The sequence below is a fragment of the Myxococcales bacterium genome, from assembly GCA_022563535.1.
Taxonomy (GTDB): domain Bacteria; phylum Myxococcota_A; class UBA9160; order UBA9160; family UBA4427; genus DUBZ01.
On record JADFNE010000003.1, the window covers coordinates 22,738 to 47,038 of the forward strand.

The window sequence follows — 24,301 nt, forward strand, 5'->3', positions numbered from 1 at the left end:
GCATGCGAATCATATTTTTCGGAACGCCCGAAATCGCGTTGCCAAGTTTCGAGCGATTGATCGCCGGGCCCTTCGACGTCGTCGGCGCGGTGAGCCAGCCCGACCGACGCCGGGGTCGCGGGCGAAGCTTGTCGCCGTCACCCGTATCAGAGCTTGCACTCGAAGCCGGCATTCCGCTGTTGCGGCCCGAAAAGGTCGCTGAGACTCGCGATGCATTGGCCGCCCTCACACCCGACGTCGGCGTCGTGATTGCGTTTGGTCAATTCATCCCCGAACAAATCCGCGAGCTTCCGAAACAGGGCTTTCTGATCAACGCCCACGCGAGTCTGCTGCCGAAGTATCGGGGCGCCGCGCCCATCAACCACGCGATCCTCGCTGGGGAGAAGACCACCGGGATCAGTGTGATGCGCGTGGACCGAGAGATGGACGCCGGCCCGGTCGCCCTCCGCCGAGAGGTCGAAATTGGCGAGAACGAAACCGCAGGAGAGCTGACCGACCGCATGGCGCAGCTCGCCGCCGAGGCACTCGAAGCAGCGCTCGAGCAGATCGACACCGGATCCCTCCACTGGACCGAACAAGACCACGATCGGGCGAGTTTTGCGGGAAAGCTCACGCGCGAAATGGCCGAGATCAATTGGTCGGACTCGGCGGAAGCGATCACCCGTCGGGTTCGTGCGTTTGCACCAAAGCCCGGCGCCTTTACCCATCTCGATGGAGAAATCCTGCGCATACTCGCGGGACAGAGCGTGCCCGGAGACATCGCGGCGACCCCTGGGACCGTAGACATTGAAGCTGGCACGCACCTGCGAGTGGCCACTGGACAGGGTTGGTTCTTGCCGACCCGGATTCAGCGCGCCGGTGGCAAGGAGATGCCCGTCGATGCCTTCTTGCGCGGCCGAAACATCGCCACCGGTGCGCGCTTCGGCGCAGAGCCCAAGTTGGATGCTGTCGATGGCTGACTCAACGGGGAAGGTGGGGGGCCCCAACCAACGACGCACGCGCAAAGGACGCGGACGCCCCGCACCGAAACCGGTGGACGAAGCGGAGAAGAACTCCGCCCCGACGCTGACCCGGTTGCTCGCCACCCGGGTGCTCGAACGCGTGGAGCGCAGTCAGGCTTACGCCGATATCGCCCTGCACCACGCCCTGTCTCGCAGTCCCCTGTCTGGCGTCGACCGTGCCCTCACCACCGAACTCGTCTACGGAACCCTGCGCTGGCGCGGTCGCCTCGACTACTTCCTGTCCCAGATGCTCAACCAGGAACTCGCGACCCTCGATCCACTGCTTGCGACAATCTTGCGACTGGGCGCGTATCAGCTGCTCTTCAGCGATCGCATCCCAGCCAGCGCGGCGGTCGATCAAGCGGTTCGCTGCACCCGAGCCGTCGGCAATACCCGGGCCACGGGTCTGGTGAACGCGGTACTGCGCCGGCTGTCGAGAGAGTGGCAGACCATTGTTCCGCCGCGACTCGAGGAAGACCCGATTGCCCATCTCGTCCACGCACTTTCGATGCCCGAATGGATGGCCAAGCGCTTGCTCGACATTTACGGAGCCGAAGGAGCGGCCGCGTTCGCCAGGGCCTGCAATCAACCGCCGCAAATTACGGTGCGGGCCAATCGAACGCGAATCGATCGAGACACGCTGCTGAAAACCTTGCAGGAAACCGCGCCCAAGGCTCGCGCTGGCCAATACGCCCCGGATGCAATTCAGCTCGGTCACATTGGCGATCTCGGTCGCGACCCCGCATTTCGCCAGGGGCTCTACAGCGTGCAGGACGAAGCATCTCAGCTCGTGATCGAAATGCTCGATCCGCAGCCCGGAGAGTTCATCCTCGACACTTGCGCCGCGCCCGGAAGCAAGACCACTGGAATCGGCGAACGCATGGAGGGTCGGGGCAGCGTGCTCGGACTCGACCGGAATGCGCAACGCCTCAAGTTGCTGGAGCAAACGATCCGGCGACTCGAGCTGTCGGGGATCCACACCTTGAAGCGAGACGCGACGCTGCCGCTGACCGACCTCAAGATTCCCGGCAGAGAAGACAACCAGGACTTGCCCCGGTTCGACCGCATTCTGGTAGACGCGCCCTGCTCTGGTCTCGGTTCGCTGCGCCGCAACCCCGATGCGCGCTGGCGGGTGCGCGAAGCAGACCCCGGGCGCCTCGCCGAAGTGCAGCAGGCTCTCTTGATTCGAGCGGCGGCCGTGTTGAGGCGCGGGGGCACGCTCGTTTACAGCACCTGCACCATTCTTCCCGAAGAGAATGAAGATCAGGTGAGCCGCTTCCTCGAACAGAATCCAAATTTCCGCCAGCTGCCGGCCTCCGAATTGCCAGTGGGCCTGGCCAGCGTCGTCGATGAGAAGGGATCCCTTCGCCTGACACCCCATGAACACGGCACCGACGGTTTCTTTGCCGCTCGACTGGAACGAATCGAATAGAGCGCTAGACGACAGCTGTATATTCTCGGCTGCGATCCGCCTGCGCGACTTGGCAAGCGCACAGAAGGCGTCATACTCAGCCGCCAGTCGGGGCGTGGCGCAGCTTGGTAGCGCGCTTCGTTCGGGACGAAGAGGTCGCTGGTTCAAATCCAGTCGCCCCGACCAGCTTTCACCACACCTTCAGATCACCTTTCTCAACACCCTGCACAACACCCTTCACAACACCCTTCACAACACCGACTACCGACTCAGTCTTTTCCACCCCACATCCAGCTCGCTTGCGCCCAAATTGCATCAGGCCTTTCTTGTTGGGGCATCTCTCAAAGCCAGTTTTTGTCGCATTCGAGTGTCGATCGCGCTCCGTATCCATCCCGATCTTGCCTGCACAATTTGAATCAAGAGGCATCAGTTGCACATATACGGCAAGACGCGTAGCAAGTCTGGCGCGCAGTCAACCGGCAACTCGAGAGTTTGCGCCTCGGAATACTTGAACAAGCAAGACTCATGGCTGCGACGTACGCGCAGCAACATGGCAATGGCCCGCAAGTCGCCAGCACTTTTACACGCCAGTGGCTTGCGCATCAGACGCGCTCACAAGTCCGTTGACAGCGATCAAAGCGAATGCGACGATGACCTGCGAAGTCACTGGGCGCCAAAGCTCACGACTCAACGGTTCACTGCGTTTAGCGCGGATGACGCTACACAACGCTGTTCATCGATAAAATGTTCTGATTCTCCGATAGGTAAACCAAACTCATGACGTTCGAAGAAATCGCCTGGGATTTCGTAGAAGTATTCGATGACCTCGAACCCGAGCAGATCAACGAAGTACTGGTCAAAAACATTCCCTTGGAGAGACTCGAGTTCTTCAACGAGTACGCCCAGGAGTTTGCCAAGGACGCCGACATCGGAGACGACGCGAGCAAGCGTCTCGCAAACCTGATGCTGATCGGTTACCTGCTGCGGGTGCTCGAAGAGCGCTTGCTCCCCGACCCGTCCAATCTCGGGTAACCCCATGCCCAACTCCACGCGCGCTGGAACCGAAGTTCGGACTCCGAAGGCCCCGGAACCCGTAGGTCCCTACTCCCAAGCCATCGCGTCCGACGGCTTGCTCCTGCTTTCTGGTCAAATCCCCCTCGACCCGGTAACGGGAGCCCTCGTCGAGGGTGAAATTGAAGCGCAGACTCGACAGGTACTGGACAATCTCGCGGCTGTGCTCGAAGCGGGCGGCTCGTCCATGGACCGCGTGCTGAAGACGACGGTCTACCTGGTCGACTTGTCCTTCTTTCCAAGGGTGAACGCGGTCTATGCCGAGTATTTTTCTGCGGACCCCGCTCCGGCCCGAGCCACCGTGCAGGTTGCCGCCCTGCCCCTCGGCGCCCAGGTCGAGATCGACGCCATCGCCCGCTGCGACTAGCAGCCAGGACTTCCGGCCGACTTCCTAATCGAGTTCGCGCTCGACTTCCGACTCGACGTCCTCGCTTCTGTAGCGATTGACGAGCAGCGGCAAGTTGATGCCGTTGATCACGGTGTGGGCGACAACCGGAGCGAGCAGATTGCCCGTCGCGCTATAGAGCGCGCCCAAGGCAAATCCAACAATCACTGCGAATCCCGTCCACGGCAAGAATTCTCGCCGCGGAACGAAGTGGACGATGCCAAACAACAGACTCGCCATGACAAACCCCACCCTGGGCTGGAGCGCACCGCGAAAGAACATCTCTTCCGCGAATCCGCTCGCAAACGCCAGCAGCAGGCAATCGGGGGTCGAGATCGGCCCCAGCGCCCGGGCCATGGAGCGCGCGAGATTTTCGCCCCACACAGTGAAGCGAGTCAGCAGACTCGACAGCAGGACAATGCCGATTCCCAGCGCGACCCCAATGCCCAGATCCCGGACCCAGTGCACCCCGCTGGCCCCTGCGGAGGGCGAAGCGAAGAAGATCGGCTCCCCGTGCAGGCCAACTCGCCAGAGCACGGCGACGACTCCCATGACGCCGTAGAACAGCAATCCGGTGCGAACGAAGTTTGGGCCGGGGGGACCCGCCAGGGGGTCCTCCGCTTCCTTCTCAGACTCCACGAAAACGTCCTCGTTGCCCAATTCCCACCGGGAAGTTAGAGTTGGGGCGTCGGCCGACGGTTTCCTTGGAGAGCGTTGGCCGCTGCTTTTGATGAACGAATTGATCCAGACTGCGCGGGACCGTAGCGAATTTGGGGCTGCGGCCGTCAATCCGCGGCCTGCGGCGACAACCCTGAGTGAGAATTTTCGACGATACCCGGTTCGCCAGCAAGCACGGCAGGTTTTAGTTTTAGCTGCCATCTGCCAAAGGAACTCTGCACAGGACACTGGGCCCGATTTCGAGCGCAAACCGAGATCACCGGCAAACGAGTCGCCCATATTGAGGCAGAGAACGACTGCGTAGGGCCAGGCCACCAAATCTGACCTACAGCACCCGAGAGGCGCCACAATGGACGAAAAAGTCCCGATGACACCGAAGGGGTTCGCACTCCTCAAAGAAGAGCTCAATCAACTCAAGACGGTCGAGCGTCCGGCAAACATTCGCGACATCGAGCTGGCCCTCGAACACGGCGACCTGTCCGAAAACGCTGAGTATCACGCCGCCAAAGAAAAGCAGGGGCACCTCGCGGGTCGCATCGACTACGTGGAAGACAAGGTGGCCCGGGCGCAGGTGATCGATACGAGTTCGGGAGAACTCGACCGAGTGCGGTTTGGCATGACTGTCTTGCTCTCGGATTCGGAGAGCGGGGAAGAAACCAGTTACACGATCGTTGGCGAGGACGAATCCGACGCGTCGAAGGGGCTTCTTTCGATCACTTCACCAGTGGCCCGAGCGCTCATGGGCAAGGAAATCAACGACGAAATCACGGTGCGGGTCCCAAAGGGAACTCGGGTGTTCGAGGTACTTGAAATCCGGATCGACTCTTGATCCGGCGATGTTGATTTTCCCGACGCACCCCCTACCCTAGCGCGGCCCTGATACCATTCCCCGGTAGCTCAGTTGGTAGAGCAGGCGGCTGTTAACCGCCCTGTCGTAGGTTCAAGTCCTACCCGGGGAGCCATCTTCCTCAGCCGTGCGGTCGCGCCCTGCGAGGCCGACTCCGCGGCTGTTTTCATTAGCGCAAAGCCCCAGCGCGAAGCGCGAAGAAGATGAGAGGGCGCATTGACCGAACACGAAGTCAAGCGAGCCATTCTCGAAGTATGCAAGACGATGGTGACGTCGGGCCTGGTCGAAGGCACGGCAGGCAACGTCTCCGCCCGCTTGCCGGACGGTAATATCGTGATGACGCCCGCTTCGGTTCCCTATGAATCAATGGGCGTGGACGATCTCGTAGTCTGTAGCGAAGACGGCGACGTGCTCCCGGGCCAGGGTTCTCCCACCACCGAAAAGGCCCTGCACCTCGCCTGTCTGAGACGGCATCGTGACATCGGCGCAGTGGTGCATTCTCATCCGACGTTCTGTTCGATGTTCGCAATCACCCACCAAACGATTCCCTGCGCGATCGAAGAGTTCAGCGCCTACGTCGGAGGCGAAGTTCGCGTCACCGAATATCAGCTGACGGGAACAACCGAACTTGGAGAAGAAGCGGCTCCACACCTGGACGACCGCGGAGCGGTCTTGATTGCCAACCACGGCCTGCTCAGCGTAGGCAAGCACCCAATGGATGCACTCAAGATTTCTCTATTGGTTGAACGCACCGCGCAAATTGTTTGGGGAGCGAGGGTGCTGGGAGAAGTCGTTCCCCTGCCCGACGCTTCGATCGAGAAGTTTGCTCCGTACTATAAGTTGATGGGGCGAATATCGGACTCTGTGAAACAGAGTTAGGCGTAGCGATCGATTTCGAACGAAGAACATTCCCACAGTCTATCGATGCGCAGCGGATCGGGAGTCGATGTGGGGTTCCGAGATTGCAGCTGCACGCCTCATGTCGCACTCAATCCCCTCGAAGGATCGGACGATTGAATGGTAGGACGTACCTGCTGTGCGATTCTGGAACAAGGACAATCCAACATGACCCAGGTCGTATTTCCCGAGGCACCGAACGTCCGCTACGAAGCGGAATCTGATAGCCAGGCACTGATCTGTCTAGACCCGGAGGCCGAAACCTTCTCGGCTGATCTCGTCGCCGAGATCCTCAATGAGTCTTACTCGGGCTGTAGTGTGAGCCTGGCCGCAAGCGATGCTCTCACACAGGGATCACTCGTGATATGCCGGGTAGGCACCCTCGCCCCGCTGCGAGCGGAAGTCGTCTGGTGTCGCGCTGCCGAGAATGATCAGATCGAGGCCGGTCTCCGCTACATCGATTAGTTCCAACTCGGCATTCAGCAAACTTCCGCACAGAATCGACGGTTGGTGAACGTTGCGGGGCGCCGGTTGCAACTTGTATAACTCCCCACGTACGCGGCGCAGTCAACAGCGCGGGGAGCTTGCAATGATTCTCGAGGGAAAGACGGTCGTCGTTTGTGGCGTGGGTCCAGGGCTCGGGCGGGAGGTGGCCAAGGCGGCCCTGCGCGATGGCGCAAACGTTGTGATCGGTGCCCGCAACGTACCCAAGCTCGAGGGAATTGCGAAAGAACTCGATCCAAGCGGGAAGCGGGTTGCTGCCATCGCGGTCGACATCAACGACGGCGAACGTTGCACCTCCTTTCTCGATGAAGCGGCCACACGCTTCGGCGGCGTGGATGCCGTGGTGCAGGTGGCCGCGTTCGACACGCAGTTCGGCACCCTCGCGACGACCAGCGAGGAAGATTGGCAAACTTGTCTCAATGCCAACGTAATCGGCACCATGAGGATCGCCAAGGCCGCGTTGCCCCACCTCAAGAGTCGCGGTGGAGGCTCGTTTGTTTTGGTGGGCTCGCAGTCCATGTGGGTATCTCCGCCGATGCCACAGATCGCCTACGCATCTTCGAAGGGGGCGCTGGTCTCTTCGATGTATCACCTCGCAGAGGAACTCGGACCGGACAAGATTCGCGTCAACATGGTGATTCCCACTTGGATGTGGGGTCCCCCGGTCGAGAGCTACGTCAAGTGGCAGGCGAACGAGCGGAAGGTGAGCGAACAGGAGATCATTGATGAGATTACTGCCGACATGCCGCTGGGAGAAATTCCAAAGGACGATGACGTGGCCGAAGCGATCATTTTCTTTTGTTCCGATCGCGCCCGCATGATCACCGGCGAAACACTGCTCGTGAACGCAGGGCAGTTCATGCGCTAGCCCCCCCGCTGAAAAACTCCCGTCGATTCAATAATCGCAGTCTAATGAGTAAATCCCCGGCTTCTGATTCGGGGATTCCCCTGAGTAGGTTCACGCCCAGACCCTGGCGTCGAGTTCATAATGGATACTCAATTGAGTCGCCGAGACATCCGAAGACACAGACAGAATCCTTGAACGATCTCGTCCAAATCACTGCGGCGCCTGCGCGGCAGATGGGTGGCTGTCAGGAACGTTAGTGTCAAACCTACTCGAGCAACTGCGCAAGGCCAGTTCGATCCCATCACCACCTGGTGTAGCGCTCGAGATCCTCAACCTCAATCAAGGCGACGACATCGACATCGATGAGCTCGCCGAAGTAGTGACCCGCGACCCGGCAATCGTCGCGAAGCTGCTTCGCATGGCCAATTCGGCTAACTTTGGCCGGCCGGGACAGGTGTCCGACATCCGACAAGCGATCATGACCCTTGGCTTGCGCAGTGTCAATCTGCTGGCCTTGTCTTTCTCACTCGCCTCGTACTCCAAGGGTGAAGGCGGCGGACGATTCGACTACCAGCGGTATTGGACTTCGACCGCCGTCATCACAACGGCTTCGAGTATTCTGGCGAAAGAACATCTCTCTCGGTTCAAAGACGAGGTCTTCCTGGCGAGCATTCTATGTGACTTCGGACAACTCATCCTGGCAGAGGCCGCAACGAAAAAATATCGCCCAGTCCTGCAACGCAAGGCAAAGTCGAGCGCGCCTCTCCACGAAATCGAGCGGGAAATTCTGGACACAGATCACGCAGAAATCGGTAGCGAGCTGTTGGGCGAGTGGGGATTGCCGACGCTGATCTGCAATGCCGTCCAACATCACCACGCTCCGCACAAGGCTTGATCACCGATGACGATGCCCGAGCTCTGGCGCAGGTGCTCCAGGTTGCCTCGATGGTTGCCGACCTCTATACCGGGACAGACATGGCCACCAGTCTCGAGGCGCTGCAAAGCGCCGCAAGCGAGTACTTCGGCATGGACTCGAACGCGTGCCAGGAGTTGCTCGAATCCACCGAAGCAAACATGGCCGAAATCGGGGAGATGCTGGGACTCGAATGCGACGACCCCGGGGAGATCGCCGCGATACGGGTTCGAGCCACCGAGTATCTGGTCAAGCAGAGCATTGCTCTCCACCAACAGATCGAAGCAGTTTCCGCCGACTCCGCCGAACTCAAAAAGCGCAACGTCGCCCTCGAGGAACGCGCCACGACAGATGCCCTCACCGGCCTTCGCAACCGTGGATACTTCGACGAGTGGATCGAGAGTGAACGAGAACGCGCTGGCCAGACGGGTCACCCGTTGGGATTGTTGCTGCTCGACATCGATCACTTCAAAAGTGTCAACGACGACCATGGGCATCCCTGCGGCGACGACCTGCTACGAGCCATTTCGGCGGCAATCCAGCAGGCGGCCGGGAACGGCAATATTGTCTGTCGATACGGCGGCGAGGAGATCGCGATCATCGCCCCCGAAACCGACTACAGCGAACTTGCGATCCTTGCGGAGAAGTTGCGAGAAGCGGTGGCCGCGACCTCGGTGACCCACGACAACAAACCCGTGCAGCGCACGGTCTCGATCGGCGGATACGCGAATCCCCCGGGCCAGTCACTCCCCGAATCTCTCTGCATGATGAAACTCGCCGACGAACAGCTCTATCGCGCAAAGTCTGAAGGCCGCGATCGGATCTTCATCAAGGGCGAGTAGACCACAGTCTCAAACCTGCGGGTTGCGGCGCTTCATGTTGATGACGTCTGCGAGATCGACCCACACCTGCTCACCCTCGATACGAACCGCGAAGCATGGGATCGGCCAACCGTCGGCATCTCCGGGTTTGAACCCCGTGCGCACGTCAAAGTCCCAACCGTGCGCACTGCACACGATTACACTGCCGGTGAGCTGGCCGTCGCTCAGCGGAAAATCGCGATGCGGGCAACGATTTTCCATGGCGTAGATCTCACTGTCTACGCGAAACAACCCGACGTCCAGGGATCCCACGCGAACACACAGTCCACGCCCGGTCGGAATGTCTTTGCGCAGTGCGACACGTTCGTAGGCCATGGATTTTCGCGGGGCGCGACGCTCCTTCACAGTACGGCCCGGGGCAGCGCGCGCGATAGTAGCCCATCGCTTCCCGGGTCCGATCCATCCCGACGCAGTACTCGTTCGATTCGATAAGCTCAGCTCCCCATGGAGATGCTTCTCATTCGACACGGATTGCCGATCCATACCGTCAACCCCGACGGCAAGCCCGCGGATCCCCCGCTCTCGGAGGCCGGTCACGAACAGGCGCGTCTGGTTGCGGAGTGGCTGCGAGAAGAACCCATCCAGCGCATCTATTCGAGCCCGCTGCGTCGCGCTCGCGAGACCGCCTTCCCGTTGGCCCAACAGCTGGGACTCGAAATCGAAATCGAAGCGCGGATCCGTGAATTCGACGCCGAGGCCAGCGAGTACATCCCGTTGGAAGAACTCAAGCGAACCGATCCCGAGCGCTGGAGGGAATTCATTGCCGGTGGATACACGTCAGGGCTCGACTTTGATGCATTTGCTGCAGAGGTCGTTGCCGGACTGCAGCACCTGATCGATCAGAACCCGGGCCGGCGCATCGCAGTCTTTTGCCATGGCGGGGTCATCAACTCCTGGGCCACGTACGTTCTCGGAATTGCGCCAACGCTCTTTCTGGATGCTGCGTACACCAGCGTCAGCCGCTTTGTGGCCGCGAGCACTGGCCAGCGAAGCATTGCCAGTCTGAACGAAGCGGCACACCTTCGTCCGATTCAACTTCGCCCAAAATCTCTGGGGCGCTAGGGGGAAAAGTCGAGCAGCACCGGCGGCGACTCCGTGTCTTGATTCGAGTCGAACAACGCCAATGCGGCTTCGATGACGGCTCGCTGCTTTGCCGGCTGGTCCGGGGAATCCAGGGGATACCCGTGTCGGAAGGGCACCCACAGCGCGCGCGGGGGTCGGACCTTTTTGGCAACCTCCTTGAGCAACACGATCGTCACGCTCGAGATTCCCTGTCGTTCGCATTCCGCCGCTACCAGGCTCACGGCCTGGTTGCACATCGGTCAGACTGGCACCAGCAGTGCCAGGTCGACGCCGTCCGCAACGAGCATGGACACGGCCTCTGGAGCCGTCTGACGGGTCAATCGAGCCGGCGCCGTGATCGCACCCATGAACGAGAGGTGCCGGGCGTTGAGGGACCCAATGCGGCCCGCAGCGCACAACTCCCGCAGGCGGTCCAAGGGAAACGCGAGGTTTGCATCGCGCTCGAGCCCCTCGTGATCGAAGGAATCACTGCGATGGGTATTGATCAGACTTTTCAGGTCGATGTCATTCGGGATTGTGCGAAAACTCGAATCCCCACCGCGGATTCCGTCGTCGAAGGGTGGTTGATCCGGCGTTGCAAAGCCGGCGCTCGAAATCAGTGCCAATCGACTCTCGGAAACGGGCTTGCGAATCGGAACGAATGGAATGGGATCGATCTTGCGCCACGGATAAGCGCGCAAAAACATCCTGATACCCATGGAAAATTCTTTGTAATCGCCCGTGGTCCCGTCCTCCGCCTCCTATCATGACAAGAAACCGGCAGCACCGCAGCCCGGGCGCTCGCTACGCCAGGCGCGGGAAATGAAATCGGTGGATCGGTCCGGTCCGCGCAACCTCAATGCTCAAAAGGCTAAACGAACCGGACTCGACCCCCCGTCAAGAAAGAGTCCGACCCTCTACTGCAGCAACGAGAGTGCTGTCTGGGTCGAGACGTTGGCTTGCGCCAGAATCGAGATGCCCGCTTGCTGAAGAACCTGGTTCTTCGTCAACTCGGCGGTCTCCGAGGCAAAGTCCACGTCTCGAATGCGCGATTCGGCTGCAGTCGTGTTCTCGATCGCGACGGCGAGGGATCGAATCGTCGATTCCAGGCGGTTCTGCACAGTACCGAAGGTGGCTCGAAGACTGGCGACGGTACCCACCGCGCTGTCGAGTACGGCAAGGGCATTCTGTGCACCCGAAATGGTCGTCAACGCAACAGAATTCGCGACTCCAATGCCCGAAGCCGTGGCGTCCACGCTGCTGATCGTAATACGGTCGCCACTGGTATTTTGTGAGCCGATCTGAAAGGTGATCGCAGAAACGCCGTCCAGGATCGCGGTCCCGTTGAACTGAGAGACCGCGGCAATGCGCGAGATCTCGTCCCGGAGCCCCTGGAATTCGTCGTTGACCGTGCCGCGCTCGGAAGATCCGAGCGTTCCATTGGCGGACTGGATGGCCAGTTCGCGCATGCGAATCAGCAGGCCACTGGTTTCGTTGAGCGCCCCTTCAGCGATCTGCAACAGCGAGATCGCGTCGTTCGCGTTTCGCTGAGCCTGCCCCAGGCTGCGGATCTCCGCGCGAAAGCTCTCGGAAATAGCGAGGCCGGCCGCGTCGTCTGCCGCTCGGGTAATCCGTAAACCCGACGAGAGACGCTGGAGTGATTTTGCCAGTCGATCGGTTGTAATGACCAGATTGCGCTGGGCATTGATCGACGAAATGTTGTTATTGACTCGAAGTCCCATGCCAGTGTCCTCCCCTGCGATCCGCTTTCCTGCGGAGTCAACAATGTCACGCGCCTCGAACTAGACGAGTGCGCGATCACCATGGGGACATTTGCAAGTGCGATGCCATCCGTGAGTCACCAATCATTCTGAACGTTTACCAGGGTGGCTGCTTGCGTATCGCGCACTGCAGTTCGCCCGCAGCCGAGATAGACATACGAGAAGTCGTGATTGTTTTTTGGACGCGGTCGGTGGGGGGGGGTCGAATCGGCACGTTTTGAATTTCGCGCTGAATGATCGTTTCCAAACTGAAACCAGCAACTCGGAATTGACTTCCGACCGGGGATCTCCCCAAGTCGATTCGCTCAATCAGGGCCGGGGGCCAGGGACATCTCGACCAGGATCTCGCCTAGGCGCCCCGAAAAAATGTCTGCTGCCCTGTGTCCGAGATGGATACCGTCAGGCGGCCTGAACGCGTCCAGGCGCGGATAGTCCTGATAATGGAGCATGCCTGCGTTGGTCGCCGCCGCGAGCTTGTCCCAGGTATTCTCGCGCTTCCACCACCGCTCTTCGTGTTCGAGGACAAACAGCGCGGCGGGAAGATGCACGAAAATGACCTGTCCACCTCGGTCGTGAATTTGATCGACCCACTGCCCCACTTTGCGCAAGCGCCTCGCGAGTTCAGACGGGTTGAACATCTTTGGCCTGGTGGTGGCGTACAAGTTGGCGTTGGCCCGATTGTGCAACTCGAGGTTCGGGATTTTCAGGTAGTCCCCGTAGCGGAACCGTTCGTCCGAAATGAATGCGTTGTATCCGGGCCGCAGTAACCGACCGGCGCCCCAGGCCTTGTACACCCGTTCCGAGGAAAGATCTGGCAACCGGGTTACAAAGCTGCGCTGGAACATCATCGATAATTGTTGTTCGATGCGCCTCCCCAGCGACAAATTCTCGAAAACGCGAAAATGTTCATCGAGCATATGGTCGATGTTGGGGGTGTTCGCGAAGAACAGCACGGGGTAGACCTCACAGAGCACGGTTCCGCGAAACTTCGGATCGTTGGCCAGGTTTTCGAGCACCGGAAGCGTTGGACCGCGAACCACGGCCAGCTGCACGACGGGATGCCATCCAGTAGCCCGGGCAAATGCATCCTGTTGGATGTCCATCTGCATGCGTGAAGATCCAACCAGAACCACGGATTCGGCGCCGTGCACATTGGCCCGATGACGAGCGAGGGCCCACAAGCCGACATCGTCGGTGACTGCGGGGATGAAATCGTGGCCTCTCCAAAATGCCTCCCAAGAACCGATGCACGCCACAACGATCGCGAAGGCCAGCATCCAACTCGCGGGCCAGAGCGACCGCGGGGTCGACTCAGAACTGGAAATAGATGAATGCACGGTTGTCTCCGGGAACGGCGAACAAACACAAGATGGGAAACGCGAGTATGGGACCCTTCACGAGGGCGGGAAGCCGCGCGAAAGCCTGTTCGAGATCCGTATCGCGCAGCGCGTGCTGAAACAGCAGCATGACGCCTACCACCGACAAGACCGTCGTGATCTGCTCGGGCGCAAGCTGCCGGCTGGGAAGGCCCCCCAGCATGGTGCTCACGAGACTCATCGCGCCCGAAAGGGTCTCTGCGCGAAAGAACACCCAGCTCAGCGTCACGAGCAGGAAGGTCGCCACGGCGGCGGCGAAACGAACCGGTACCAGCCGCATCATTCGGAGTTCGCCCAACAGAGACTTCAGCGCCCGCTCGAGAATCAAAAAGAAACCGTGCAGTCCGCCCCACAAAACGAAGTTCCACGACGCCCCGTGCCACAGACCTCCCAGCAACATCGTTGCGCCCAAGTTGAAGTAGGTTCGGGCACTGCCCCGACGATTTCCGCCCAGGGAGATGTAGAGGTAGTCACGCAGCCAGGTCGAAAGTGAAATGTGCCAGCGTCGCCAGAAATCCGAGAAGCCGACCGCGGCATAGGGACTGCGGAAATTCTCGGGCAGGATGAACCCGAGGCAGAGCGCCGCGCCGATGGCACAGGAGGAGTAGCCGCCGAAGTCGAAGAAGATCTGGCCGGCAAACGCGAGGGCGCCGATCCAGGCATCGAGTGTCCCCGCCGCCTGGGGTGCAGCAAAAACTTCGTCGGCTACCGGTGCGAGCAGGGTGTCGGACAACACGACCTTCTCGAAGATGCCGAAGTTCATCAACGCGAGCCCCCAGCCGAATTGACGCACGTCGGCCTGAACAGGTGAAGCGAGCTGGAAGATAAAGTCCTTTGCCCGCACGATCGGTCCGGCCACGAGTTGGGGAAAGAAGGTGACGAAGAGCGCAAAGTCCACCAGGGAATCCGCGGGACGAAGATCACGGCGGTAAATTGAAATCGTGTACGAAAGTGTTTGAAAGGTATAGAACGATATACCCAGGGGCAGAATGATGCCGGGGGCAGCCGGGTGGAAATCGAAACCCATCTGCTGCACGAGCCAGACGAAATTTTCGAGTGCGAAACTCGCGTACTTGAAAAATCCGAGCAGACCGAGATTGACGGCGAGACTGACCATCAGCAGGCGCCGCCGCACGCGGGTATCCTCGGCGTCGTGAAGCCGGCGACCGACAACCCAGTCGACGACGGTAGAGATCCACAACAAGAGGACGAAGGGTGGGTTCCAGGCCGCGTAGAAGAGATAGCTCGCGGCGACCAGATTGAACTTCTTGACCGTCCAGGGCAATGGCAGCCGGTGGAGTAGCAGGGCGATGGCGAAGAAGACGAGAAAGCTGAATGAGTTAAAGAGCATTTCCCCGCATTCTGCTGGAGGTCTCGGCCAATCCTATTGCAACGAACGCGCTGGTGACGAACAATCTCGACGGTGTTGGATCAGGGTCTCCGTTCTTGCGCAATCAGCGGACTGCGCGCGAGCTGCCGATCGAAACGACTTCGGCCCGGTCGCCATCCGAATCGGTTGGATCAGCTCGACCCGCTGCCTTCCGCGCCAACTTCTTCAGGTCTTCGAGAATGATGTAGCCGCACGGCACGAGGAAGAGCGTCACCACCGTGGCAAACGCCACCCCAAAGGCGAGCGATATCGCCATCGGAATGAGAAATTGGGCGGACACGCTTCTTTCTAGCAGCAAGGGGGTCAAGCCGACAAAGGTCGTAAGCGATGTCAGCACGATGGGCCGGAAGCGAGCCACCCCCGCATCCTTCACCGCGGTGGCCAGAGACAGGCCGAGTTCGCGTCGCGTATTGATGTAGTGGACCAGGACCAGGCTTGCATTGACCACCACTCCAGCCAGGGCCACGACCCCAAATACCGACATCATGCTCAGACCTTTGCCCATCAAGACATGACCGCCTATGGCGCCGACCAACCCGAACGGGATGACGGCCATGATGATCAGCGGCTGTGAATAGGAACGCAGCGGAATGGCCAGCAGCGCGTAGATCAGCACCAGGGCCAATCCGAAGTCGCGCATCAGGCCGGTGAGCACTTTCGATTGTTCGCGCTGCTCCCCCTGGAGTTCGTATTGCAGCCCGGGATGAGCCGCGAGCAGCTGATCCATGAAGCCCGTCTGCAGGTCGTTCATGATCTCATTCGAATTTGCAATCGATCGGTCGACATCGGCGTTGACGTTGACGACGCGCATGCGATTCGAGCGCCAGATCGAGGCGTAGCCGGTCCCGTGCTCAGCTCGGGCCACCCGATCGAACGGAACTTCGTCGCCGTCGGGCGTGCGAATACGCATCCCTGCGAGGTCGCTCAACGAACGGCGCTCGCTCTCGGGATAGCGGACCATCACGCGCAGCTCATCGCGACCGCGCTGAATGCGCTGGACCTCAGCACCGTAAAATGCATGGCGCACCTGTCGCCCCAGATCCTGCAAGCTCAAGCCCAGAAGCTCGGCCGAGGGGAGGATCGACAGCCTGATCTCTTCCTTTCCGCCGCGGAACGAATCGCGGATCTCAATCACCCCTGGGTATTGCTCGAGTCTGTGCTTCAACTCGTCTGCGGCCAGGCGCAGATCGTCCACGTTCGCGGACTGCAAGCGAATCGCCACGGGATCACCCGCATCGAACAGCGATGCGGAGAATGTCAACTCGACTGCGTCTGGAATTCTGGGCGTCGAATTGCGCCAGCGTCTTTCGATCTCGGTCGCATCGATCGGCCGGGATTCCGAACTCTGGAGCTCGATGCTCACCTCACCCATATGACTCGCACCCGATGACCGACGCCCCCTGCCCCCGCCGTGTCGACTCGCTGCCATGGGATGCGCGCCCACTGAAGCAAGGATGTGTTTGATGACGGGTTCGGTTGCGTCGGGAAACTCCTGGGCGAGTTCTACTCGCAGCAATTCTGCCGATGCCTCGAGTTGAGCGATCGCCTCCGCCGTCGACTCCACCGGCACACCGACAGGCATTTCGAGACTCGCCGTCACATAGTCGGCTTCGACGACCGGCATGAAAGAGGTGGGAAGGAATCCGCTCCTGAGGATCGCGTACGTCCACAAGAGCAACATCACGCCGATGGCCAGGGTCGTGTATCGCCATTCGATCGCCCGATCCAGCAGCGGGCGGTACCCCTGCCGGGCCAGTCGGGTCAGCGACCCGGACATGTATTTCTGAACGCTCTTGAAGCGCCGCTGCAATGGGCCCATGTCGGTGGGTTCTGTTTGAGGCCTCGAACGACCGAGATGAGCGGGCAGGATCAGCTGACTCTCGATCACCGAAAAGATCAGACAGAACACGACGACCTTGCCGATGTCTGAAAAGATCTGTCCCATCACGCCGTCTGCCACAATCAACGGCAGGAAAGCGGCGACCGTAGTCAGGACGCCAAAAATTACGGGGATCGAAACTTCGCGGGTACCCGCGATTGCGGATTCGAGAGGATCTTCGGCGCGCTCCTGATGGGAGTGCACGTTCTCCCCTACGACGATTGCATCGTCGACGAGCAACCCCAACACCATGATGAACGCAAACAGCGAAATGACGTTGATCGACACTCCGCTTATGGGAAACAGAGCCAAGGCGCCTAGAAAGGAAAGCGGCACGCCGACGCTGACCCAGAAGGCGAGTCGCAGGCGCAAGAAAAGTGCCAGCAACAAGAAGACGAGCACAAAGCCCTGCAGCCCGTTTCGCGTCAGGATATCGAGCCGGTCGCGCAGACTGGTCGAACGGTCGTGCCACACGGTGAGTTCGATGCCTTCCGGCAACCAGGCACGGGTGGTATCCGCGTAGCTGCGAACCTTTTGAACCAAATCCAGAACTCGTTGACTACCGATGCGATACACCTGGATCATCACGGCCGGCTTGCCATCGAAACGCGCGTAGCGGATGTCTTCTTCGAAGCCATCGATCACCGTCGCAACTTCACCCAGCAGCAAACGCGTTCCATCTTCACCGGTTCGGATCACGACCTTCTCGAAGTCCCGCCCGGTATACGCCTGTCCCTGGCTGCGCAGCAAGATCTCGCCCTTGCTGGTCTTGAGCGCACCGCCGGGCAGATCGATCGACGAACGACGCACCGCGCGAACGACCTCGTCGAAGCTCAGCTGATAGCGGCGCAGATTGACCTCGGACACCTCGATCGAAATCTCGTAGGCTCGCGCATTGCTGAGATCGACCTGGGTGATTCCGTCGATCGCGGCAATCTCGTCCCGGACCCGCTGGCCGATCACCTTCAGGGTTCGTTCTTCAGTGTCCCCTGCAAGTGCGACTTGAATCGTCATCCTGCGCAACTCGTACTGCGCCACAATCGGGGTCTCGGTCTCGACCGGAAAGTTGTCGATGGCGTCGATCGCGTTCTTGATTTCGCTCTGCGCTCGGGCTTTGGAATAACCCTCGATCAACTCCGCCGAAACCGTGCACGCTCCCTCTGCGGCCAGGGATCTGATCAGTTCAATTCCGTTGATTCCTTGAATTGCCTCTTCGATCCGAATGCAGACACCGCTTTCCACCTCCTCCGGCGCCGCACCGAGGTAGGGAACGGTGATCTGAATGATGTCGATCTCTATGTCTGGGAATGATTTCTGTTCGATGCTGGGAAAGGAAGCCAGGCCGATCACGATCAGCGCGAACATCAACAAGTTGGCGGCCACGTGATTGCGGGCGAACCAGGTGATGATGCCGTTCACCGGTTCAATCTCGCGGCTGCGACATCCGTTTGTTCGTCGGCAACCCGCACTCGCATTCCATCTACCACGGACTGGATCAGCGAGACGCAGACCAGCTCGCCGTCCCGCAAGCCGGAACCGACGATCGCAACATCGCGTTCCCAGCGCAGCACTTCGACCGTGCGATAGCGCATGCGAAGGTCGGGAGATACCACGAGCACCCGATCGCCACCCCGGAATGCGCGACGTGGCACGAGCATGACCTCGGAAACGGTACGCCCCATGATCTGGGCCTCGACGAACAGGCCGACTGCAAGAGGCGCCGCGGAAGATTCGTCGTCGGACATCATCCGGTATGGATCGTCGACCTGTGCGACGACGTGAATCATTCGACTCTTTGCGTCGATTTCTCCTTCGGTCCGCACCACTCGGCCACTCCACTCGCGTTCTTTGCCCGCAAAGCGAGCGCTCAGTCGAACCAGCGGACCCTGATCGTCAGTTTGAAAATGCAAAGGGAGATCCAGATATTGAAGCTCAGCATCTGAAATCGGTAGCCGCACTTCGGCGAAGTCCACCGCGTAGATCTTGGCGAGGAGATCCCCTCGACTCACGAACTGGCCGACGTCGACTTCTTCGCTACGCACGCGCCCCGCGTAGGGCGCCACGATGGTCGTTCGCTCCAAGTCGCGCTCGGCCTGAAGCAAACGCGCCCGAGACTCGCGCAGGGCGGCGCCGGCAACCACTTCTCGGTTGACGGCGTCGTCGTAGGCGGCATCGCTGGCGACACTGCTCCTGGCCAATCGCTGCTGGCGCTTGAGTTCCTTGTTCGCGCGAGCGTGCTCGCTCTTGCCCCGGGCCACTGCGGCCAATGCCATCTCGAGATTCACCTCGTAGTCGGACGGATCGACGCGCAAAAGCGCTTCACCCTCTTCGAAAAATCCCCCGGAGACGAGGGACGGCGAGACCCAGACCACGGCACCCGAGACCTGGGGAATCAAATTGCTCTCGCTGCGCGGCGCGACACTGCCATAGGCCTGCACCACGTACTGCCAGGACTGGGAACGCATTTCTTGAACGCGCACGACGGGAGGTTCGAAGACAGGTGCGCTGGTTTGCGGCTCGCTCTTGAAACTGATCGCGAGAACGATCCCGGCAACGCCGAATAGCACCAAAATTCCCGGTAGGACGTTCTTCGCGATGCGCCTGCTCGATTCGGGATTCATATTTCTTGCTTTTACTTCTTATTTTTTGTTGCTCCGGATCGACTGAAACTGAAAAGCCCGTTCTTCAGGTTGAAGAACGGGCTTCATCAAAACCGGCTTTGTGATCTAAACCAGTCGAACGCTCTGCGCTTCGGGACCCTTTTGTCCTTCGGCTGCTTCAAATTCGACTTGCTGGCCATCTTCGAGATTCCGAAAACCATCCCCGATGATGCTCGAGAAATGCACGAAGAGGTCTTTGCCGCCTTCGTCCGGAGTAATGAAGCCGTAGCCTTTTTGTTCACTGAACCACTTAACGGTGCCCTTAGCCAATCTACTTTCTCCTTGCGTCGTTCCGAATCTTTCGTCGTCTTAAAAGCGTCGTTCGCCGTCTTAAGTCGTCGTAAGTCTTCTTTTACATATTCACACATTACCCATGTCGCGCACGATTATGCGCTGCCATGTGTAGGCAATAATGTAGTCGGAATTGCACGTTGGAGGGGAAATACTTTCTCCCGTGATCAGAATAGTCGGCGGCGGAGTAATCTGAATTCGTCACCCCCGCGTCAAATCAATTGGTCAGGCACCCGGCGAAACACCGCTGAGAGAGCCTATAGCCCACAAATCGAGCCAGCTCCCCCACGGGGCGTCGTCATCCGACCATATGTGACGGATCTGTGTGTCAAAACATCGGCGCCCGTTCCGAAACGCGAGCCTTCCTCTCAGATCAGATTTCGATCAGAAGATGGCGACTCAGATCTCCCATGAGTTCTGGAATGATCACGCGCTCGGAAAAACGCCAGCGTCCGTCGACTCGATCGAACTTGTCGTGGTAGCGACCGGCGATGATGGCTTGCAATGGAAAGTCCTCGAGGGCCTGGAAAACCGTGAAGTAGGACCGAGCGGTCGCAGTGTCCGACGCTTCGTCGACCTCGACGACGATGTTCGTGGTCACGTGCTTGGTTCGGGGCGTGCCGTCTTCGTACAGGCGGGTCGACCTGGTGTAGGCCTCGAGCGCCGCATCGCGCCCTCCGGGCCCGGGAGGGATCCCCGGCGAAGTGATCACGGCGTGCTCGAACAGATCGGCCAGGGCTTCGAAGTTTCCTAGATCGATCTGCTCCGCGTAGTGGTAGAGAAGTTTTTCAATTTCGACCTGATGTTCATGCATCCCCAGCGCCCCCCGTCGATTTCCCGATCGACTCTCATTGGCATGCTGCGGATACTACCGTCCGGACTCTCGGCTGAACACGGCTTCAATCAAGCGATGAGATTGACGAGCAGACCGAGATTCTGGTAGCGATTGATGGCGAGCAGGGAGACGCGTTCTACGAGGTTGTCCGGTTGGGTGAGAAACTTGCCCCCCTGGTCGAGCAGGTTTCGGCTCACCCGCTCGGTGGTGGTTGCCAGCCCGGCGGGACCGATAAACAAAGCACTCGCCCGGGCGAAGCGGCCATCGGTGAGCGCTTCGGCCAGTTCGTCGCTGTCGATCGATAGTTCGCCGTCGCCATCGCGCTCAATCCCGATCGATTCCAGGCTGATCACGAAGGGCGACACCGCGGCAGCGAGTTCGAGAGCGTAAGTCGTAGTCGCTTCGCTCGGCAGCGCGAGGGCAAAACTCAATGCGTCGTTGTAGGCAGTGATGAAGGTTTCCAGATCCTCTTCGATCTCGCTGGTATTGGGTTCGATGCTGACAGTCACCGCCTCGCCACCCGTCGTTGCCGAGAGCACCAGTTCGATTCTTTCGTCGTACAGGGTGATGGTGTTGGTCTGGGAAGTCACAGAGAAACCCGAATCCAGATTATAGATGGCGTCCTGAGCGCTGACCTGGAGCCCACCGGTGCCCGCGTCCGTATCCACCGAGACCGTCTCCTCGAGGTTGATGCCGGATAGAATGCTGCCACTCAGGGTGAACTCGGAATCCGTTCCGGTCGAGTGCGCAATGAGTTGCAATGACGACTCACCGGTCGTGCTGTCGCTCACGACTTCGGCGTAGATGCCGCTGCTGTTGGCCCCATTGAACTCGTCCGCAATCTTCCCGAGGACGTCGTAGTTGGTGTCGGAAGCATCGACGGTGATCGAAAACGAAAACGTCGTCCCCTCCACGGTCAACGAAAAGGCTTCGGTTCCGTCCGTGAAACTATCCCCCGCATCGCTCAAATCGTCGGAGACGACTTTTTGCGCCTGGGCGAGCTGCTCGACTTCGATCCCGAAAGTAAAGGGCGAAGTGAGGCGCTCCGCGGTACCCGACACCGCACTCGAACTGGAAACGACGACTTCACGTTGGTCGAACACCGACTCCCCGTAATTGCGCGAGAACAGGGTTCGAGCGGCTCGTTCGAGAGTTTGGGCCCGGTCCTGAATTCCCTGGTGAATGAACACGCGATCGCTGGTCGAGTAGCGGCTGTAGATCAGCGAACCCTGCTGTTTGATGAACTGCGAGGCGAGCGTACCCGCGACCGATGTTCCCTGGCCAAAGGCTGTGGTCGCGGTGGTATACGAAGTCGCCGATCTGACGAGCGCAGTAGCTGGATCGATCTGATAGAGACTCGCAGTCATGGCTTTCTCCACCCGTGAAACCCGGTCACGCGATTCGTGTCAACGCACGAGCCGTCGCGGTGTTGCATCCGAGCAGATCCCCACTTAATGACGGTGACACGTTTCATATTGCAACTTTCAGATTGAACGATCGTGGTTTTCACAACCCATCGGCCCACCGCGCACACCTGTGGAGTTCAAAATGAAATGCAAAACGTGTTTGGTGACCCAGCAGGGATTTCTAGATCTATACCCTGAGAAGTGTCTCCGAGTAAATCACGAGAAACTTCATCGGGCGTAATTTCGATGTCCTTCGATTCTCGTTCTTCTTGCGTGCGTTTCCATGACGACGAGTGTGATCGAGGTTCAAGCCGCACCGAGGGCTTGCCGAATTTTAGGAGCAGGGATCTGGCCATCGTATTTTCGAGGCTTGATGAGGGGAAAATGACTTCGTCTGACGACGAAAATGATCGCCCGGGCGGCGAAAACGAAGAGCTGCGCGCAGAGATCGAAGGCCTGCAAGCGGCGCTTGCGGTGGCGCGCGAAACGGTAGAAGAACTTCGTTCTTCCGGTTTGCTTGCACGTGCCCACGGTGATGCGCTGCGCGTCGACCTCGAATTGCGTGAAGACGAAATTACGGCCCTGCGCGGTGACCATCGTGCTGCCCTGGCCCGAGTGAGTCTCGTCGAAGCCGAACTCGCCGAAGCACAGAGCACGATCGAAACGACCCTCGCGACCCTTGCTGGCCGCGATCGTGAAATGTCTTCGCGAGATGCCCATGTTGCGATCGCCGAACGCGGGATCGAAGACCGCGACCAGCAGTTGGCCATATTCTGTAAAGAGCTCGATCGATCGAACGAACAGCTCTCCTTGCTCGAAGGCGAAGTCCAGACTCAGCGCGCGATGCTCGAGAGCTCGCGACAGGCGATCGTCCTGCGCGACGATCGCATCGCCTTCCTGCAGGAAACACTCCGCAGCCTGGAACAGATCGCCAGTGGTGCGGTTGGAGCAGAAGCCCTGCCCCACCCCCAAGTAGCGAGTATCCCCGCCCTGCAGCCCTCGATGGTTCCCGCTCCGGCAACCGCTGCAGCGCCTGCCCAGACTCTCCAGGCCGACCCGGCTGCCGTCGAAGTCGCTCTCCCTGATGGGGCGCCGGGCGCAGCCGAACCCGTTGCCGAAGAGCCGATCGCGGAACCCGCCGCGGAAACCCCGACTACGACAGTCGACGCCGCAACCGAGAGCGCGCCCCCGGCCGCGAGCCCGGAACCGGCATCCGCAACGGAAGAAGAAGAAACACAACTCTACTTCAAGGACGTACCCCCGCTGATCCCGCCCATGCTTCGCTACTGGCGAGACACCGAGATCGAACGAGAACACCCGGATGAAGCCATCAATTCGGTGGACACGCTCTTCTACAAATGGATCGAGGATTGCTGCAAGGCGCGCCCGGACGACACGATTCAAATCTGGAGCCTCGGCGGAGGCGATACCCAGATCGAAGTAAGGGTCGCGGCACTGCTCAAAGAAAAGCAGGTCGGGAACTACATGTTTCACATACTCGACAGCCAGCCCAAGAAACTCAAGAAACAGCGCACCATGCTCGTCAATGGGCTCGAACTGGGAGAAAAGTTCGACACCCTCGACGGCGATCTCGAGAACTGGCCTGCAGACGCAGCCTGCGACTTCGTGATCGCGGACGGATCGATCAGCTCGGCCAAGGATCCCGATGCGCTGCTCGACAGGATTCAGGCGAGCTGCGAGGCCGGAGCGATCTTCTTGATGACGGATCGGATCGGAACCGCAACGGCTCTGCCCCAGGCCGCCCTTGACGCGATTGGCGGAATCTTCGGGGCACTCAGCGAGAAGCAGCGAAAGAACAAGCTCGAAGGCGCGTTCGAAGAAGAATTCGTCGACCGCCGGGAATCACAGGACGCTTCGACGACCCAACGTATCGTCGCACTGCTCGAGGACCGCTTCGATTTCGAAGTCAAACTCACCGCGGGAAACCTGATCGAATCCCTCGCCGGCCCCGAGTTTGGCCCGAACTTCAAAGTCAAGGAACTCGAACATCGCAAGATCTTTGATCAACTTGCGACTCTCGACCGTGAGCTCATGTCAAGCGAGAATCTGGAAGCACGGTTCCTGGTCGCGGTACTCCGCAAGGGCAACGTGAGTGCACCCCTTCTGCTCGGTTGCTCCAAGCCCGATTAGCCCGTCGCTTTCCCGGGCATTGCGAGGCCAGGCCC

The 24,301-nt window shown here is 59.7% G+C and carries 24 protein-coding genes and 2 tRNA genes; 14 read left to right on the forward strand and 12 right to left on the reverse strand.

Features of this window, described 5'->3' with window-relative positions:
• The first annotated feature begins 2 nt into the window (after positions 1-2).
• The 5 genes from IH881_01695 to IH881_01715 all read left to right on the forward strand — a co-directional run bounded on the left by IH881_01695 (position 3) and on the right by IH881_01715 (position 3,850).
• Complete coding sequence (locus IH881_01695; GenBank protein ID MCH7866380.1) at positions 3-959, forward strand: methionyl-tRNA formyltransferase; 957 nt, start codon at positions 3-5, stop codon at positions 957-959.
• The gene (gene rsmB / locus IH881_01700; protein ID MCH7866381.1) at positions 952-2,433 is read left to right on the forward strand and encodes a 16S rRNA (cytosine(967)-C(5))-methyltransferase RsmB; all 1,482 of its coding nucleotides are present in this window, start codon (positions 952-954) and stop codon (positions 2,431-2,433) included. Before IH881_01695 ends, rsmB begins: the two co-directional genes overlap by 8 nt.
• Positions 2,434-2,521: 88 nt before the next feature.
• A tRNA-Pro gene (locus IH881_01705) sits at positions 2,522-2,598 on the forward strand.
• Between the two features lie 591 nt (positions 2,599-3,189).
• Positions 3,190-3,444 (forward strand): hypothetical protein, encoded by a 255-nt coding sequence (locus tag IH881_01710; protein MCH7866382.1) that lies wholly within the window; start codon positions 3,190-3,192, stop codon positions 3,442-3,444.
• Between the two features lie 4 nt (positions 3,445-3,448).
• Positions 3,449-3,850 carry a RidA family protein gene (locus IH881_01715; GenBank protein MCH7866383.1) on the forward strand — a complete coding sequence of 134 codons (402 nt, stop codon included), beginning with the start codon at positions 3,449-3,451 and terminating at the stop codon, positions 3,848-3,850.
• Between the two features lie 24 nt (positions 3,851-3,874).
• Here IH881_01715 and IH881_01720 read toward each other — a convergent pair whose 3' ends face one another.
• Complete coding sequence (locus tag IH881_01720) at positions 3,875-4,507, reverse strand: CPBP family intramembrane metalloprotease (GenBank protein MCH7866384.1); 633 nt, start codon at positions 4,505-4,507, stop codon at positions 3,875-3,877.
• A gap of 388 nt (positions 4,508-4,895) precedes the next feature.
• On the opposite strand from IH881_01720, the gene greA reads away from it, so the two are divergent.
• The 7 genes from greA to IH881_01755 all read left to right on the forward strand — a co-directional run bounded on the left by greA (position 4,896) and on the right by IH881_01755 (position 9,396).
• Positions 4,896-5,375, forward strand: a complete 480-nt coding sequence (gene greA / locus IH881_01725) for a transcription elongation factor GreA (GenBank protein MCH7866385.1) — start codon at positions 4,896-4,898, stop codon at positions 5,373-5,375.
• Between the two features lie 57 nt (positions 5,376-5,432).
• Positions 5,433-5,508 (forward strand) — tRNA-Asn (locus IH881_01730).
• Between the two features lie 149 nt (positions 5,509-5,657).
• Positions 5,658-6,272 carry a class II aldolase/adducin family protein gene (locus IH881_01735; protein ID MCH7866386.1) on the forward strand — a complete coding sequence of 205 codons (615 nt, stop codon included), beginning with the start codon at positions 5,658-5,660 and terminating at the stop codon, positions 6,270-6,272.
• Positions 6,273-6,458: 186 nt separating this feature from the next.
• Positions 6,459-6,755, forward strand: a complete 297-nt coding sequence (locus tag IH881_01740; GenBank protein ID MCH7866387.1) for a hypothetical protein — start codon at positions 6,459-6,461, stop codon at positions 6,753-6,755.
• A gap of 124 nt (positions 6,756-6,879) precedes the next feature.
• On the forward strand, positions 6,880-7,662 hold the full coding sequence (locus tag IH881_01745) for an SDR family oxidoreductase (GenBank protein ID MCH7866388.1): 783 nt from the start codon (positions 6,880-6,882) through the stop codon (positions 7,660-7,662).
• 235 nt (positions 7,663-7,897) lie between these two features.
• A complete protein-coding gene (locus IH881_01750) occupies positions 7,898-8,536 on the forward strand; it encodes an HDOD domain-containing protein (GenBank protein MCH7866389.1) in 639 nt (212 codons plus the stop codon).
• Between the two features lie 32 nt (positions 8,537-8,568).
• Positions 8,569-9,396: a GGDEF domain-containing protein gene (locus IH881_01755; GenBank protein ID MCH7866390.1), complete on the forward strand. Its 828-nt coding sequence runs from the start codon at positions 8,569-8,571 to the stop codon at positions 9,394-9,396.
• A gap of 9 nt (positions 9,397-9,405) precedes the next feature.
• On the opposite strand, the gene IH881_01760 is transcribed toward IH881_01755, so the two are convergent.
• Positions 9,406-9,750, reverse strand: coding sequence for a Rieske (2Fe-2S) protein (locus IH881_01760; GenBank protein MCH7866391.1), 345 nt, complete (start codon positions 9,748-9,750; stop codon positions 9,406-9,408).
• 129 nt (positions 9,751-9,879) lie between these two features.
• Between IH881_01760 and IH881_01765 the strand changes: the two genes are divergently transcribed.
• The gene (locus IH881_01765) at positions 9,880-10,497 is read left to right on the forward strand and encodes a histidine phosphatase family protein (GenBank protein MCH7866392.1); all 618 of its coding nucleotides are present in this window, start codon (positions 9,880-9,882) and stop codon (positions 10,495-10,497) included.
• On the opposite strand, the gene IH881_01770 is transcribed toward IH881_01765, so the two are convergent.
• The 10 genes from IH881_01770 to fliD all read right to left on the reverse strand — a co-directional run bounded on the left by IH881_01770 (position 10,494) and on the right by fliD (position 22,076).
• Positions 10,494-10,739 (reverse strand): hypothetical protein, encoded by a 246-nt coding sequence (locus tag IH881_01770; protein MCH7866393.1) that lies wholly within the window; start codon positions 10,737-10,739, stop codon positions 10,494-10,496. The genes IH881_01765 and IH881_01770 overlap by 4 nt on opposite strands.
• An 18-nt stretch (positions 10,740-10,757) precedes the next feature.
• The gene (locus IH881_01775; protein ID MCH7866394.1) at positions 10,758-11,216 is read right to left on the reverse strand and encodes a selenoprotein B glycine/betaine/sarcosine/D-proline reductase; all 459 of its coding nucleotides are present in this window, start codon (positions 11,214-11,216) and stop codon (positions 10,758-10,760) included.
• 198 nt (positions 11,217-11,414) lie between these two features.
• The gene (locus IH881_01780) at positions 11,415-12,239 is read right to left on the reverse strand and encodes a flagellin FliC (protein MCH7866395.1); all 825 of its coding nucleotides are present in this window, start codon (positions 12,237-12,239) and stop codon (positions 11,415-11,417) included.
• Positions 12,240-12,583: 344 nt separating this feature from the next.
• Positions 12,584-13,615: a hypothetical protein gene (locus IH881_01785; protein MCH7866396.1), complete on the reverse strand. Its 1,032-nt coding sequence runs from the start codon at positions 13,613-13,615 to the stop codon at positions 12,584-12,586.
• The gene (locus IH881_01790; GenBank protein MCH7866397.1) at positions 13,590-15,005 is read right to left on the reverse strand and encodes an MBOAT family protein; all 1,416 of its coding nucleotides are present in this window, start codon (positions 15,003-15,005) and stop codon (positions 13,590-13,592) included. The genes IH881_01785 and IH881_01790 overlap by 26 nt, the downstream gene beginning before the upstream one ends.
• 103 nt (positions 15,006-15,108) lie before the next feature.
• The gene (locus tag IH881_01795) at positions 15,109-18,342 is read right to left on the reverse strand and encodes an efflux RND transporter permease subunit (GenBank protein MCH7866398.1); all 3,234 of its coding nucleotides are present in this window, start codon (positions 18,340-18,342) and stop codon (positions 15,109-15,111) included.
• Positions 18,339-19,544 (reverse strand): efflux RND transporter periplasmic adaptor subunit, encoded by a 1,206-nt coding sequence (locus IH881_01800; protein MCH7866399.1) that lies wholly within the window; start codon positions 19,542-19,544, stop codon positions 18,339-18,341. The genes IH881_01795 and IH881_01800 overlap by 4 nt, the downstream gene beginning before the upstream one ends.
• Before the next feature lie 105 nt (positions 19,545-19,649).
• Positions 19,650-19,853, reverse strand: a complete 204-nt coding sequence (locus IH881_01805; protein ID MCH7866400.1) for a cold-shock protein — start codon at positions 19,851-19,853, stop codon at positions 19,650-19,652.
• A 394-nt stretch (positions 19,854-20,247) separates the two neighbouring features.
• Entirely contained in the window at positions 20,248-20,688 is a 441-nt protein-coding gene (locus IH881_01810) for a nuclear transport factor 2 family protein (protein MCH7866401.1), read from the reverse strand.
• Between the two features lie 89 nt (positions 20,689-20,777).
• Entirely contained in the window at positions 20,778-22,076 is a 1,299-nt protein-coding gene (fliD, locus tag IH881_01815) for a flagellar filament capping protein FliD (protein ID MCH7866402.1), read from the reverse strand.
• A 423-nt stretch (positions 22,077-22,499) separates the two neighbouring features.
• Here fliD and IH881_01820 point away from each other — a divergent pair, with 423 nt between their 5' ends.
• Complete coding sequence (locus IH881_01820; protein ID MCH7866403.1) at positions 22,500-24,266, forward strand: hypothetical protein; 1,767 nt, start codon at positions 22,500-22,502, stop codon at positions 24,264-24,266.
• Positions 24,267-24,301 lie beyond the last annotated feature (35 nt).